Raw genomic sequence first — 14058 nt, 5'->3', positions numbered from 1 at the left:
GGGATGCCGGCGATTCTGACGTGGAGCATCAACGGCCATGAGGACAGCATCACGTGGGATGAGCTGCAGGCCTCCTTAGCTGGCTCTCTCGCGCACCCCGAGCAATCGGGACGATCTCGACTGCATCTTCCGACACCATCGGAAACAGGATGTCAGACAACCCAGACAACTGAGCTTGGTGGCTTGTCGAACTTGGCCTCAACCTTCCGGAACACAGTTAATCAGGACCCGTCGTCCCGATTCGATCGCGTGAATTTGGGATGGGACACCCCAGCTCGACGACGGTTTCCATGCCCAGCGGCAAAGGCCGTCTGTCACGTGACTGCCCCGCGCTGACTTCCGGCCATCCATTAGGGCTGCTGGAAGGGTAGGTTACCGCATAGAATTCGTATGACATCGTCGGTCAACATGCCGCGTTATGCGCTCTGGATCATCCCGCGCAAGTGGCAGGAGCAACTGGGCGCCAGAGTATGAGAAAGCCATGATAAAGATTGGAATACAGCTTGGTGTCTCGGCGCGCGCGGTAGTGGAACGGCTGGGTCTGGAACCTCATCCCGAAGGAGGCTGGTACAAAGAGACCTGGCGAGGGCATGGCAACAACGAGGGCGAGCGCGGTACAGGCACCGCTATCCTTTTTCTGCTGGATGCCGGCGAACGCTCGCGTTGGCATCGGGTCGATGCAACGGAGATCTGGCTTTATCACGCGGGTGCGGCGCTACGCCTCTTCACCGCCCCATCCGAGAGGGGCAAGGGGGCGGCCGAGCATCGTCTTGGGCCTGACGTGATGGCCGGAGATGAGGTTCAGCACGTCATTTCGCCCGGCGATTGGCAGTCTGCCGAAGCCGTGGGTGGGTGGTGCCTGGTCTCCTGCGTCGTCGTTCCGGCGTTCGAGTTCTCGGGCTTCGAGCTCGCGAGAGAGGGATGGCAGCCGGGAGACGGCGCCTCGTGATGCAGCAGCTTGGCGGCCCGGCGACTGTCCCGCTATGAGTTCCCAATCCGCAAAGTCAGTCGGCCTGGATCTCTCTACGGGTTAAGCAGGCGATCACCTCCGAGAAGGTCGACCGGTTCATCCGCCCGGTTCTTCACCAGCTCCTGGTGAGCGAGAACGAGAGGTATCGGGGGCGTATTGTACGCGTCGCGCAGGCAGTCTCATCGTCATCAGGTAATCTGCGTAGAGTTGACCTACTCAGGCGGCTCGTAGCAGCAGCCAGTCGGTCATCCCGTGCCGGACGGCCGCGTATGAGAGTTCGGTGCCGGTGAGCAAGCGCACACTGCTTCCTACTGGCATTGAAAGGGCGGTCGTTGCGGTGTGGCAGACAAAATAAAGCAGGTTGCCAACACCGCCAGCGGCAAATGTGGCTGCGCACTCGTCCAGCATGCGCTGATTGGCCGATGACTTGACCTGTACGCTGGCACGCTCACCGGTTCCCGTTTTTATTGATAAGAACAGCTTGGTGCGCTGATCGGCGCGTTTGATTTGCGCTCTACGAGGCTCGTGCAGGAGGTGAATTAAACCCGCGCAAAGCCAGAGGTGAGAGCCGAGTTCGCCCGTAGGATGCAGGCGATCCTGTTACCTGCCTCACGGCAAGAGTCAGCTTTAGCTGTCGAGGTCCCGTACCCAGATGTTGCGGAAACTGATCGGCGCGCTCGGATCGCCATGATCCTGGAGCTTGATCGGCGCGCGGCCATGTGCGGTGTAATGCGGTTCGCCGACATAGACCGTGGCGCCTTTCAGCACCCGCTGGTCCTGGACCAACACTCCGTTCATGAACACGGTAACCGTTGCGGGTCGCGATACCATTGCGCCCAGCCCGAAAGTCGGCGCCTGCCAAACGATATCGTAACTCTGCCACTCGCCCGGCCGCCGTGCGGGGTTCGCTAAGGGTGCATATTGTTTGTAAATGCTGCCGGCTTGTCCGTTCGCGTATGTGCGATGACGATAGCTGTCGAGGATCTGGAGTTCATAACCGAGATCGCCATCACCGGTTGATGCCAGGAAGACGCCGCTATTGCCACGCGCCTGCCCATCGCCCGCGATGTGCTGCGGTATCCGCCATTCGAGATGAAATTGATAGCTACCGAAGCGCCGCCGCGTCTCGATATTGCCGCTGCCCTTTGCGACAGTAAGGACGCCGTCCTGCACCAACCAACGCGCGGGCGTGCGGTCGCGCGTCGAAACCCAGTTGGAGAGATCCGTGCCGTCGAACAGCACGATGGCTCCTGCTGGTGGCGGAGAGGGCACAAAAGGCCCCGGCGGCACGACCGGCGGCTGCGGAGTCCAGACCTCGGTATCTTCTGGTCTGGGCAGCGGGCTACTTTGGATTGCCAGCAAGCAAGTGAAACACATGGCAGCCTTCAAGGTGTCGGCCGCAGCAAATGCGCTTTGATGCGAAAAGTATCAGTGCGATGAGACTTTGAAGCCTCCGTCATCCATTCCGCATTGTAGCGGCGCTGACGTGCATGCGGCGCAGTCACCCGCGCCGACACGCTGTGGACCGACAGCGTTTGCCCACAGCCATGCACAAAGGTACGCAGCGCTTCCATCTTATCCATGTTGCCTATTTCAGCGGTGGTGAACTGGTCACGTGACACCGACCGTGACCGATCCATTGCTAGTGGTTATCGCGCGGTAGCCCCTTGGTCTGCGCGATGCGCTGGTACTTTTCCGCGCCTTCCAGGATCGCGCCGGTCTGCAGCTGGCCGACGGTGGCACGCTGGATTTCCTGCCACGGCGTCTGCGAGGCGGGATAGGCATAGCCGCCCGCTTCGACCAGCACGCGGCGGCGCTCGGCTAGTTCGGCATCGTCGATCAACACGTCGGCCGACCCCTTGTTGAGATCGATGCGCACGCGGTCACCCGTCTTGAGCAAGGCGAGGCCCCCCATCGCCGCCGCTTCGGGCGAGGCGTTGAGGATCGAGGGGCTGCCGCTCGTGCCCGACTGGCGACCATCGCCGATGCAGGGGAGGGCGTGCACGCCTTCGCGGATCAGATAGGCCGGTGCGCGCATGTTGACGACTTCGGCCGCACCCGGATAGCCGATCGGCCCCGCACCGCGCATGAAAAGCAAGTGGCTGTCGGTGATACCGAGCGACGGATCGTCGATGCGGTGATGATAATCTTCCGGGCCATCGAACACCACCGCCGGGCCTTCGAACGCTTCGGGATCTTGCGGGTTGGACAGATAGCGAGCGCGGAATTCCGGGCTGATCACGCTGGTCTTCATGATCGCGGAATCGAACAGATTGCCGCGGAGCACGATGAACCCGGCTTCTTCCTTGAGCGGCGTGGCGAACGGGCGGATGACCTTGGCGTCCTCGATCGTGGCATCGCGGCAATTGTCGCCGATCGTCTTGCCGTTGGCGGTGATCGCATCCTCGTGGATCAGGCCCTGCTTCATCAGTTCGGCGACCACCGCGGGCACGCCGCCGGCATGATAGAAATCTTCGCCGAGATATTCGCCCGCGGGCTGCAGGTTGACCATCAGCGGCACCTTGTGGCCATGCGTCTGCCAGTCATCGAGCGCCAGATCGGCGCCGATATGACGCGCGATCGCGGCCAAATGGATCGGTGCGTTGGTCGAGCCGCCGATCGCCGAATTGACCACGATGGCGTTCAGGAACGCGTCGCGCGTCATGATGTCGGAAGGTTTCAGATCCTCGGCGACCATCTCGACGATGCGGCGGCCGGTGAAATAGGCGACTTCCTGGCGATCGCGATACGGCGCCGGGATCGCCGCCGAGCCGGGCAGCTGCATGCCGAGCGCTTCGGCCAGCGAGTTCATCGTCGTCGCCGTGCCCATCGTGTTGCAATAGCCGGTCGACGGGGCGGACGAAGCGACGAGCTTGATGAAGCCCTCGTCGTCGATCGCGCCGGTGGCGAGCAGCTCGCGCGCCTTCCACACGATCGTGCCGGAGCCGGTGCGCTCGCCCTTGTGCCAGCCATTGAGCATCGGGCCGACCGACAGCGCGATCGCCGGGATGTTCACCGTGGCAGCCGCCATCAGGCACGCCGGCGTGGTCTTGTCGCAGCCGATGGTGAGAACGACGCCGTCGAGCGGATAGCCATACAGCACTTCGACCAAGGCAAGATAGGCGAGGTTGCGATCGAGCCCGGCGGTCGGGCGCTTGCCGGTTTCCTGGATCGGGTGGACCGGAAACTCCAGCGGAATGCCGCCCATCTCGCGAATGCCGTCGCGCAGCCGCTCGGCCAGCACGAGGTGATGGCGGTTGCACGGCGACAGATCGCTGCCGGTCTGTGCGATGCCGATGATCGGCTTGCCCGAGCGCAATTCCTCCAGGCTGAGGCCAAAGTTCAGGTACCGCTCGAGATACAGAGCGGTCATGTCGACATTGGCGGGATTGTCGAACCAGGCGCGGCTGCGCAGCTTGGGGGCGTTGGTGACGGGATCGGTCATGTATGGGTTCCGGGAGATCAGCGGCGAAGGGGCGGGTTTTTGCGTCGACCACGTTGACGCATCTTGGCACCGTATATAGTCAGACAAGATAAATCAGGGCAAGCAGCGGCCTGGCTTTTGCTGCAGCCTGACAGCTAGAGGATGAGGGCGACGATGGCCGGACCAATGCAGATCCCTGTGGGACAATCAGCGTCTGCCGGGCCTGCGCAAAGCTACCGCGCGGCGCTGACGCTGCTCGCCAGCCTGTTCTTCATGTGGGGCTTCATCACCGTCATCAACGGCACGCTGCTGCCGCACCTGCGCAGCGTGTTCGACCTCAGTTATACGCAGACCACGCTGATCGAATCCGTCTGGTTCATCGCCTATTTCTTCGCCTCGATCCCGTCGGCCAAGCTGATCGAGCGCGTCGGGTACCAGAAATCGATGGTCTACGGCCTGGCGCTGATGGCCGTTGGCGCGTTGATCATGGTGCCTTCGGCGCGGCTGCCATCCTATGAGCTGACCCTGTTCGCGCTGTTCGTCATCGCCAGCGGCATCACGCTGCTGCAGGTCGCCGCCAACCCCTATGTCGCGGTGGTCGGCAAGCCGGAAACCGCCTCCTCGCGGTTGAACCTGGTGCAGGCGTTCAATTCGGCCGGCGCCACGCTTGCGCCGTTGTTCGGCGGCTATCTCATCCTCGGGCGGACCACATCGGGCACCGCGGCCGCCGGCGCGGCGGCGCTCACCCCGGCCGAGCGGCTGGCCGATGCGCAATCGGTGGTGCTGCCATACGTGATCGTCGCCATCGTGCTGGCAGTGCTCGCGGTCGTCATCGCACGGTTTCCGCTACCCGCCATGGGTGCTGCGACGCAGCGTTCGGCCAAGGAAGACCGCCAGGGCCATTCGCTGTGGAAGCATCGCAACCTGGTGTTCGGGATCCCGGCGATCTTCATCTACCTGATCGCCGAGATCGGCGTCGGCAACCTGTTCATCAATTTCGTCTCGCAGCCGGATATCGGCAACCTCACGCACCAACAGGCGTCGAACTATCTGTTCCTGCTGTGGGGCGGGATGATGGTCGGCCGGCTGGTCGGCGCGTTCGTCATGCAGAAGGTCGATGCCGGCCACGCGCTCGCCTTTGCCAGCATCGGTGCGACGATCGTGATGCTCATCGCCGCGACCACCACCGGCCACGTCGCGATGTGGGCACTGATCTCCGTAGGCCTGTTCCACTCGATCATGTTTCCGACGATCTTCACCCTAGGCATCAAAGGGCTGGGGCCGCTGACGGAGGAAGGATCGGGATTGCTGATCATGGCGATCGCGGGCGGTGCCCTTGTGCTGGTCCAGGGGTGGCTGGCCGATACCTATGGCCTGCAAGCCTCCTTTTTCCTGACCGCGGCGTGCGAGCTCTATGTGCTGTTCTACGCGCTGTGGGGCTCCAAGGTGACGGCTGTAATTCCCGAGCAAAGCGTCGCGCGTTGAGCCGCACCGATCGATGGAGCGTGCATCAGCGCTCCATCGCCAACTTCGTATCCTCTAGCGCCAGATCGACCAGGGTCCGCATCGCGGCGCTCGCGCCAGGTGCGTCGGCCGCAGCGATCGCATCGTAGACACGCACGTGGTCGGGAATCGGGTTGCGTGGAAGGTTACGAGCGCGCTGCTTGAACTGCGTCGTCCAGCTGACCGCGGCACCAATGCTGGCGCTCAGCACGACCAGCGCATCGTTGCGCGTCGCGTGCAACACGGCATCGTGAAACTCCCGATCCGCGGCGCGCCCCGCCTCGGTCGCTAGCGTATGGCGACGCATGCCGGCGAGACAGTCTTTCATCACTTTAAGATCCGCTCGGTCGCGCCGCTCGGCGGCAAATGCCGCTGCAGCGGGCTCAACGATCCCGCGCAGCTCGAACAGGCCGCGCACGAAGTTGATGTCCGGCTCGCCGGCGAACGCCCAGGCGAGCACGTCAGGGTCCAGCAGGTTCCAGCGATTGCGTGGCAGCACGCGGGTGCCTGCCTTGGGCCGGCTCTCGACCAGTCCTTTCGCGGTCAGCACCTGAACTGCCTCCCGGTATGCACTGCGCGATACGCCAAGCGTTCCGGCAAAGGCCACTTCACCCGGCAATATGTCGCCCGGTGCATATTCCGCCGACAGAATCGCGACACCGAGCTTGTGCGCGATCGCGCCGTGCAGCCGTCGCCCGGTACCCTTTCCGACCCGCGGCCCCAGAGGCAGCGCTATCAGCTCGTCTGCCAAAGTTGCGAGCGGATCGTCAGCCTCAGCTGTTGTCTTGATCATAGATAACGTGCTCCTGCGAACGACCTATCAGCGGTGCGTTGATCGTGAAACACAAACGTTGCCAAACTAATGGCGCACCTATATGTCCGAGTAATAGGAGCGGAACATGGCTGACACGCAACAACTCGATCGGGCGCCGCAGGCGACCGATTTCAGATCGATCGATGCGCAGAGCGGGCAGCCCGTCGGTGCACCGCTTCCCGTCCACGGCCTTGCCGACGTCGATGCTGCCTGTGCAGCGGCGGAAAGCGCATTCGATGCCTATCGTGCCATCGATAACGAGGCACGCGCCGTCTTTCTCGAGCGGATCGGCGCGGAGATCGTCGCACTCGGCGACGACCTGATCGTCACAGCGATGCGCGAGAGCGGTTTGCCCCGCGCTCGTCTCGAAGGCGAGCGGGGCCGCACCGTCGGACAATTGAAGATGTTCGCCGATGTCGTGCGGCGCGGCGGCTGGATGGGCGTTCGGATCGATCCGGCGCTGCCCGATCGCGCGCCGCTGCCGCGGCCTGATCTCCGTGTGCGCATGATCCCACTCGGACCGGTCGCGGTGTTCGGCGCGAGCAACTTCCCGCTCGCTTTCTCGACTGCGGGCGGAGACACCGCCTCCGCTTTGGCCGCGGGCTGCACCGTCGTGGTCAAGGGCCATCCTGCGCATCCCGCAACGGGGGCAATGGTCGCGGGCGCGATAGATGCGGCCATCGCGGCATGCGGGTTGCCCACTGGCGTGTTCTCGCATCTGGTCGGGCCCGGTAACGAACTCGGCAGCGCACTGGTGCAGGATCCGCGCATCGCGGCAGTTGGATTTACCGGATCGCGCGGCGGGGGGCTGGCGTTGGTCAAGCTCGCCCAAGCGCGGGCCGTGCCGATCCCGGTCTATGCCGAGATGTCGAGCGTCAATCCCGTCGTATTATTGCCCGACGCGCTGAAGGCGCGTGGCGGGGCACTCGGTACGGCATTCGTGGGCTCGTTGACGATGGGCGCGGGGCAGTTCTGCACCAATCCGGGCCTCGTGCTGGCGATCGAGGGTGAGGGGCTCGACGCGTTCGTGGCCGCTGCCGGGACGGCGCTTTGCGAGGCGTCGGCGGCGACGATGCTGACCGGTGGCATCCATGCGGCGTACGAACAGGGCGTTGCAGCGCTGCGCGCGCATGACGACGTCAGGACGGTCGCGCAGGGCAAGCTGGGCGAGGGTGTCACGCAGGGGCAGGCGGCGTTCTTCGAAACGAGCGCGGCGCAGTTCCTGTCGGACAAGGAACTGGGGCACGAAGTGTTCGGCGCGGCGTCCTTGCTGGTGCGCTGCACGAGCGAGGACGAGCTTCATGCCGTGCTGCGCGAAGCCGAGGGGCAGCTGACCGCCACGATCCAGATGGATGCCGGCGATAGCGATGCGGCGTCGCGGCTGATCCCGCTGCTCGAGCGTAAGGCGGGACGCATCCTCGCCAACGGCTGGCCGACGGGCGTCGAAGTGTCGCATGCCATGGTGCATGGTGGCCCGTTCCCGGCGACCTCCGACGGGCGCACGACCTCGGTCGGCAGCCTGGCGATCGATCGTTTCCTGCGGCCGGTTTCGTATCAGAACCTGGCGCCCGAACTGCTGCCGACGGTGCTGCGCGACGATACCGTGGCACCTCGCTTGGTCGACGGAGTCGCCGTTCAATAACGTGACATCCGGCGACCGCAACGGCGGCGTTATTCCCAAGGAGAGAGATTGATGAGCTTGCGCCTGCTGCAGCACCGTGCCGACGACGGCACGCGGTCGGTGATCGCCGCTACCGCGGATAATGCGACGTTCGTGAATGGCGTGGACAGTGTCCGCGCGCTTGCCGCCAGGGCGATCGCCGACGGCAGCGATCTTGCCGCCGCCGTGGCCGCATGCGGAACCGGTGCGAGCGTCGATCTCGCTGCCGAACTGGCGGCGGGGCGTCTCCTGGCGCCGATCGACCATGCCGACCCCGCGCACTTGATCATGACCGGCACCGGTCTCACGCATCTCGGTTCCGCCGAGGGGCGCGACAAGATGCACCGCGATGCCGCCGCAGCCGAGACGCAGACGGATTCGATGCGCATGTTCCTCGAAGGCGTGGCGGGCGGCAAGCCTGCCGCGGGCGAGGTCGGGCAGCAGCCGGAATGGTTCTTCAAGGGCGATGGCTCGGGTCTGATCGGGCCGGGACAACCGCTCGTATCTCCGCCCTTCGGACAGGATGGCAGCGAGGAGCCGGAACTGGCCGGCATCTACCTGATCGGCCCAGACGGCACGCCGTTCCGTCTCGGCCTGTGCCTGGCCAACGAATTCAGCGATCATGTTACCGAGCGGCATAACTATCTGTGGCTGGCGCATTCCAAGCTGCGCCCGGCGGCACTCGGGCCAGAACTGCTGGTCGGCACCCCTCCCGAGCATATCGGCGGCACGAGCAGGATCTACCGCGACGGCGCATTGTTGTGGGAAAAGCCGTTCCTGTCGGGCGAGGCGAACATGTCGCACACCATCGCCAATCTGGAAGCGCATCACTTCAAATATGCCTTGTTTCGCCGCCCGGGCGACGTGCACGTCCACTTCTTCGGTACGGCCACCTTATCCTTCTCGGACGGCGTGAAGACGCAGGAAGGCGACGTGTTCGAGATCGAAGCGGCACCGTTCACGCTGCCGCTGCGCAACCCGCTTGGCAAGGACCGGCCGACATCGATCGTGGCTCAAGCGCTGTGAGCGAGGGACCCATCCGCGTCGCCATCGTCGGCATGGGCAAGATCGCCGCCGACCAGCATGTGCCCTCGATCACGCGCAACGATGATTTCGTGCTGACGGCGGTTGTCAGCTCGCGAAATCCCGAAATGCCCGGCATCGCGTGGCACAAGACCTTGCAGTCGCTGTTCGACGACGGCCCAGCGATTGATGCTGTGGCGCTCTGCACACCGCCGCAGGTACGCTACGATCTCGCTACGCTCGCCCTTGAGCGCGGCGTGCACGTGTTTCTGGAAAAACCTCCCGGCGCGACCCTGACCGAGGTCGCGGTGCTTGAACAGCAGGCAACAAAGAGCGGCGCCACGTTGTTCGCCGGCTGGCATTCGCGCTTCGCCGCGGGCGTAGCGCCGGCGCGTGCGTGGCTGGCCGCTCGCCGCATCGACTCAGTATCGATCGTGTGGCGCGAGGACGTGCGCGTCTGGCATCCGGGCCAGGCGTGGATCTGGGAGCCGGGCGGGCTCGGCGTGTTTGATCCAGGGATCAACGCGCTGTCGATCGCGACCGACATCCTGCCCAACGCATTTTTCCTGACCAACGCGACCTTGTCCTCGCCGGCCAACCGCGCGGCACCGATCGCGGCAGATCTGACTTTCCGCGACACCACCGGCGCACCGATCACGATGGATCTTGATTGGCGCCAGACTGGCCCGCAAAGCTGGGACATCACGGTCGAGACCGATGCCGGCACGCTGAAGCTAGCCGAGGGCGGCGCTGTGCTGACGCTGCCCGAGGGCACTGATTCCAACGAGGACGAGGAATATCCTGGCCTTTACGTACGCTTCGCGTCGCTAATCCGCGGCGGCCGCAGCGAGGTCGATACACAGCCGCTTAAGCTCGTCGCCGACGCCTTCCTGCGCGGCACACGCATTGCCGTCGAGAACTTCGATGATTGAGGAGAGAGTGATGTCACGGACAATGCGCGGCCTCGCCGCCGCTTTCCTGCTGTCGACCACTGTCATCGCCGGGGCGCAGACCGCACCGGCCGAGGCGCCCGTCACTGCGACGCTGCAGGCCGACAAGCCGGGTCCGGTCTATGACAAGCGCATCTTCACGCAGTTTGCCGAGCATCTCGGCAACGGCATCTATGGCGGCCTGTGGGTCGGCAACGACAAGAAGATCCCCAACACGCGCGGCTTTCGTAACGACGTGGTCGGCGCGCTCAAGCGGCTCGGCGTGCCGGTGATCCGCTGGCCTGGCGGCTGCTTCGCCGATGAATATCACTGGCGGGAGGGCATCGGCGCGAAGGGCAAGCGCCCGGTAAAGATCAACACGCATTGGGGCGGCGTGACCGAGCCAAACACCGTCGGCACGCACGAATTCATGGACGTGACCGAGCAGATCGGCGCGGAAGCTTATATCGCCGGCAATGTTGGTAACGGCACGCCACAGGAGATGGCCGAGTGGGTCGAGTACATGACTTCGCCCTCGGGGACGCTGGCCGAAGAGCGCGCTCGTAACGGCCACAAGGCGCCCTGGAAGGTGCCGTATTTCGGCGTCGGCAACGAGTTGTGGGGCTGCGGTGGCAACATGCGGCCCGAATACGCCGCCGACCTGACCCGCCGCTACGCGACGTTCATCAAAGCACCTGCCGGTACGCGCATTCTGAAGATCGCCGCCGGTGCCAATGTCGATGATTACAAATGGACTGAAGTGATGATGCGCGAGGCGATCGGCCAAATCGATGCCGTGTCGCTGCACTATTACACGATCCCCGGCAGCTGGCCGCCGCGCGCCTCGCCGACCGAGTTCGATGAGACCGCCTGGGCTGAAACCCTGGCCGGCGCGTGGAAGATGGACGAGCTGATCACCAAGCATAGCGCGATCATGGACAAGTATGATCCGCAGAAGAAGATCTGGCTCGCGGTTGACGAATGGGGCACTTGGTTCGCACAGGATCCGGGCACGCATCCGGGCTTCCTGCGTCAGCAGAACACGCTGCGCGACGCGCTTGTCGCGGCGATTCATCTCAACGTGTTCGCCAAGCATGCCGAGCGCGTGAAGATGACCGCGATCGCGCAGATGGTGAACGTGCTGCAGGCGATGATCCTGACCGACGGCAGCAAGATGGTGCTAACGCCGACCTATTACGTGTTCGAGATGTACAAGCCGTACATGGACGGCACGGTGCTGCCGCTCCAGATTAAGTCTCCTTGGTACAACAAGGACCAGTGGACGATCCCGCAGGTCAGCGGGAGCGCCGTGCGCGGCAAGGACGGGCTGGTCCATGTCGGCCTTGCCAACGCCGATCCCGAACGGTCGGTGACCATTTCGGTGTCGCTGGCCGGAGTCACGGCGAGCAGCGTCTCGGGCCGCGTGCTCACCGCTTCGGTGATGAACGCGCGCAACGATTTTGGCGTCCCCGAGGCGGTAACCCCGTTGGCCTTCAACGGCGCGCAGGTGCAGGGCAATATGCTGACGGTCACGCTGCCGGCCAAGTCGGTCGTGATGCTCGAGCTGCGCTGACATGCGTCGCAACGTGATCATGGGAGCGCTGGCAGCAATGCTGGCGCTCGCCACCGCCCCAGCGCCCGCGCAGCAGGAGCCGACCAGCCTCAACAGCCGGATCGCGGGCGATATCGCGCCAGTCCATGATCCAGTGCTGATTCGCGAAGGCGATATTTATCACGTTTTCTCGACCGGGATTGGCCGAGACGGGCAGGGGGTGGTGTCGCACCGCACCTCGCGCGATCTGGTTCATTGGGAGATCGCGGCGGCGCCGTTCGCGGCACTGCCCGCCTGGGTGGCGGGCACCATCCCCGGCGCCAAGAGCCTCTGGGCGCCCGACATTTCCTATGTGAACGACCGATACCGGCTGTATTATTCGGCCTCGACCTTCGGCTCGAACCGCTCAGGCATCGGCGTCGCCACCAGCGCAACGCTCGATCAGAGCAAGCCGGGCTATGGCTGGCGTGACGAGGGGCTCGTGGTGGCCTCGCAGCCGGGCGATGATTTCAATGCGATCGATCCCGCCTTCGTCGTCGACAAGCAGGGCCGCCATTGGCTCGCGCTCGGGAGCTTCTGGACCGGACTCAAATTGTTCGAGCTGAACCCGGCGACAGGCAAATTGCTGCATCCGGGCGCAAAGCCGGTGTCGATCGCGCGCCGGCCGGTGCCGGCCGGTGCGCCGTCGATCGTCGAGGCGCCGTACATCTTCGAACGCGGAGGCTGGTACTGGCTGCTCGCCAGCTACGATTACTGCTGCAAGGGCGTGAATAGCACCTATTACACAGTGATTGGTCGTTCGAAGACTGTGGCCGGGCCTTATCGCGGAAAGGATGGCAGCTCGCTGCTCGAGGGCGGCGGCACGATCCTGCTGCGCGCAGACCTGCAGGAGAAACAGCGCTTCCGCGGGCCCGGCCATTCGGGACATTTCCGCGATAGCAATGGCACCGACCTGATCGTCTATCACGCCTATGACAAAGACAAGAACGGGGCGCCGACCCTCCGTATCGCGAGCCTGAGCTGGGACGCGGACGGCTGGCCCACAGCCCGCTAGAGGAGAGAACATGGACACTATATCGCGCCGCCTGTTCCTTGCCGGAGCCGCTGTAGCAACCGCCACGCCCGCCTTCTCGCGCCCACCCGCCGCCAAGGGCATCGTCAATCCGCTGGTGCGGCAGCGCGCCGATGCGCAGGTGTTCCGCCATAGCGACGGCTGGTATTACATGACCGGATCGGTGCCGGAATATGACCGGCTGGTGCTGCGCCGCTCCAAGACGCTCGCCGGTCTTGCCACCGCGCAGGAGCGCGTGCTCTGGCGGCACGAGAAGACCGGGCCGATGTCCGGCTTTCTGTGGGCGCCCGAACTGCACCTCATCGACGACAAATGGGTGATGTATTTTGCGGCCGGCCCGAGCGGCGGTGGCGAGGACGTGTTCCGCATCCGCACCTATGCCGTCGTGTGTGACGGCAGGGATCCAATGACGGGCAAGTGGTCCGTGCTCGGCCAGTTGCAGCTGGCGTGGGACAGCTTCAATCTCGACTCGACGGTCTTCACGCATCGCGGCACGCGCTATTTGTGCTGGGCACAACGCGAAGAGGGGATCGACACCAATTCGAACCTGTATCTCGCCCCGCTTAAGACCGCGCTGACACTCGGTTCAAAGCCCACGCGGCTGACTGTGCCGACGCTCGACTGGGAGATCCGCGGCTTCAAGGTCGCCGAGGCGCCGGCCTTCCTGGCGCGCAATGGCCAGGTGTTCATCACGTATTCGGCAAGTGCCACAGACGAGCGTTACTGCATGGGAATGATGCGGGCGAAAGACGATGCGAACCTGATGGACCCGGCGGTATGGGTCAAATCACCGCAGCCGGTGTTCAAGTCGTCGCCAGAGCACAAGGTGTTCGGCCCAGGGCATAACAGCTTTACAATTGACGAGAATGGCCGTGACATGCTGGTCTACCACGCCCGCGACTATGCGGCGATCAAGGGCGACCCGTTGTTCGATCCCAACCGCCACACGCGCATGCAGCCGTTCAAATTCGGCGCGAATGGCGGTCCGGACTTCGGTGTGCCCTTCGCGAACGGCCGGCTATAACGGCCGTTAGGTCGACCGCCTCTCCCGCGGAAGGTGCGATCGCCTCGGCAATATCTACCGACCAAAAGGTGCCCAAGAAAGAGGTAC

General features: G+C 64.1%; 11 protein-coding genes and 1 pseudogene. 8 read left to right on the top strand and 4 right to left on the bottom strand.

The features are described 5' to 3' along the window. Positions 1 to 481 precede the first annotated feature (481 nt). Entirely contained in the window at positions 482 to 949 is a 468-nt protein-coding gene (locus NV382_RS11350; protein ID WP_260596860.1) for a cupin domain-containing protein, read from the top strand. A 648-nt stretch (positions 950 to 1597) separates the two neighbouring features. On the opposite strand, the gene NV382_RS11345 is transcribed toward NV382_RS11350, so the two are convergent. The 3 genes from NV382_RS11345 to NV382_RS11335 are packed head-to-tail and all read right to left on the bottom strand — an operon-like array spanning position 1598 to position 4415. Next, positions 1598 to 2359, bottom strand: coding sequence for a 3-keto-disaccharide hydrolase (locus tag NV382_RS11345; protein ID WP_260596859.1), 762 nt, complete (start codon positions 2357 to 2359; stop codon positions 1598 to 1600). Then, on the bottom strand, positions 2356 to 2592 hold the full coding sequence (locus NV382_RS11340; RefSeq protein WP_260596858.1) for a hypothetical protein: 237 nt from the start codon (positions 2590 to 2592) through the stop codon (positions 2356 to 2358). Before NV382_RS11340 ends, NV382_RS11345 begins: the two co-directional genes overlap by 4 nt. A gap of 20 nt (positions 2593 to 2612) precedes the next feature. Further along, entirely contained in the window at positions 2613 to 4415 is a 1803-nt protein-coding gene (locus NV382_RS11335) for an IlvD/Edd family dehydratase (RefSeq protein ID WP_260596857.1), read from the bottom strand. Between the two features lie 153 nt (positions 4416 to 4568). On the opposite strand from NV382_RS11335, the gene NV382_RS11330 reads away from it, so the two are divergent. Then, a complete protein-coding gene (locus NV382_RS11330; RefSeq protein WP_418066683.1) occupies positions 4569 to 5879 on the top strand; it encodes a sugar MFS transporter in 1311 nt (436 codons plus the stop codon). Positions 5880 to 5904: 25 nt separating this feature from the next. Here the strand turns inward: NV382_RS11330 and NV382_RS11325 are convergent, their stop codons facing one another. Beyond that, a complete protein-coding gene (locus NV382_RS11325) occupies positions 5905 to 6690 on the bottom strand; it encodes a FadR/GntR family transcriptional regulator (protein ID WP_260596855.1) in 786 nt (261 codons plus the stop codon). Positions 6691 to 6796: 106 nt separating this feature from the next. On the opposite strand from NV382_RS11325, the gene NV382_RS11320 reads away from it, so the two are divergent. From NV382_RS11320 to NV382_RS11295, 6 genes and pseudogenes are all read left to right on the top strand, one after another. Continuing rightward, entirely contained in the window at positions 6797 to 8353 is a 1557-nt protein-coding gene (locus NV382_RS11320; protein ID WP_260596854.1) for an aldehyde dehydrogenase (NADP(+)), read from the top strand. Positions 8354 to 8404: 51 nt separating this feature from the next. Beyond that, complete coding sequence (gene araD1, locus NV382_RS11315) at positions 8405 to 9397, top strand: AraD1 family protein (RefSeq protein WP_260596853.1); 993 nt, start codon at positions 8405 to 8407, stop codon at positions 9395 to 9397. A gap of 32 nt (positions 9398 to 9429) precedes the next feature. Beyond that, positions 9430 to 10326 (top strand): Gfo/Idh/MocA family protein, encoded by an 897-nt coding sequence (locus NV382_RS11310; RefSeq protein WP_260600390.1) that lies wholly within the window; start codon positions 9430 to 9432, stop codon positions 10324 to 10326. A 10-nt stretch (positions 10327 to 10336) separates the two neighbouring features. Next, complete coding sequence (locus NV382_RS11305) at positions 10337 to 11896, top strand: alpha-N-arabinofuranosidase (RefSeq protein WP_260596852.1); 1560 nt, start codon at positions 10337 to 10339, stop codon at positions 11894 to 11896. Position 11897: 1 nt separating this feature from the next. Next, positions 11898 to 12929: an arabinan endo-1,5-alpha-L-arabinosidase gene (locus NV382_RS11300; protein ID WP_260596851.1), complete on the top strand. Its 1032-nt coding sequence runs from the start codon at positions 11898 to 11900 to the stop codon at positions 12927 to 12929. 10 nt (positions 12930 to 12939) lie between these two features. Continuing rightward, positions 12940 to 13968, top strand: a pseudogene (locus NV382_RS11295) (glycoside hydrolase family 43 protein); the annotation flags it as partial. Between the last annotated feature and the right edge of the window lie 90 nt (positions 13969 to 14058).

The sequence above is a fragment of the Sphingomonas endolithica genome (genome assembly GCF_025231525.1).
In the GTDB taxonomy this organism is placed as follows: domain Bacteria; phylum Pseudomonadota; class Alphaproteobacteria; order Sphingomonadales; family Sphingomonadaceae; genus Sphingomonas; species Sphingomonas endolithica.
Note: the sequence above shows the minus strand (reverse complement) of the source record. Positions and strands in the feature narration are given on the sequence as shown.

Bases quoted from the DNA above. Each gene is read 5' to 3' on its own strand.
- NV382_RS11350 (WP_260596860.1), top strand. From the start codon at position 482: ATGATAAAGATTGGAATACAGCTTGGTGTCTCGGCGCGCGCGGTAGTG.
- NV382_RS11335 (WP_260596857.1), bottom strand. From the start codon at position 4,415: ATGACCGATCCCGTCACCAACGCCCCCAAGCTGCGCAGCCGCGCCTGG.
- NV382_RS11330 (WP_418066683.1), top strand. From the start codon at position 4,569: ATGGCCGGACCAATGCAGATCCCTGTGGGACAATCAGCGTCTGCCGGG.
- NV382_RS11325 (WP_260596855.1), bottom strand. From the start codon at position 6,690: ATGATCAAGACAACAGCTGAGGCTGACGATCCGCTCGCAACTTTGGCA.
- NV382_RS11320 (WP_260596854.1), top strand. From the start codon at position 6,797: ATGGCTGACACGCAACAACTCGATCGGGCGCCGCAGGCGACCGATTTC.
- araD1 (WP_260596853.1), top strand. From the start codon at position 8,405: ATGAGCTTGCGCCTGCTGCAGCACCGTGCCGACGACGGCACGCGGTCG.
- NV382_RS11310 (WP_260600390.1), top strand. From the start codon at position 9,430: ATGGGCAAGATCGCCGCCGACCAGCATGTGCCCTCGATCACGCGCAAC.
- NV382_RS11305 (WP_260596852.1), top strand. From the start codon at position 10,337: ATGTCACGGACAATGCGCGGCCTCGCCGCCGCTTTCCTGCTGTCGACC.
- NV382_RS11300 (WP_260596851.1), top strand. From the start codon at position 11,898: ATGCGTCGCAACGTGATCATGGGAGCGCTGGCAGCAATGCTGGCGCTC.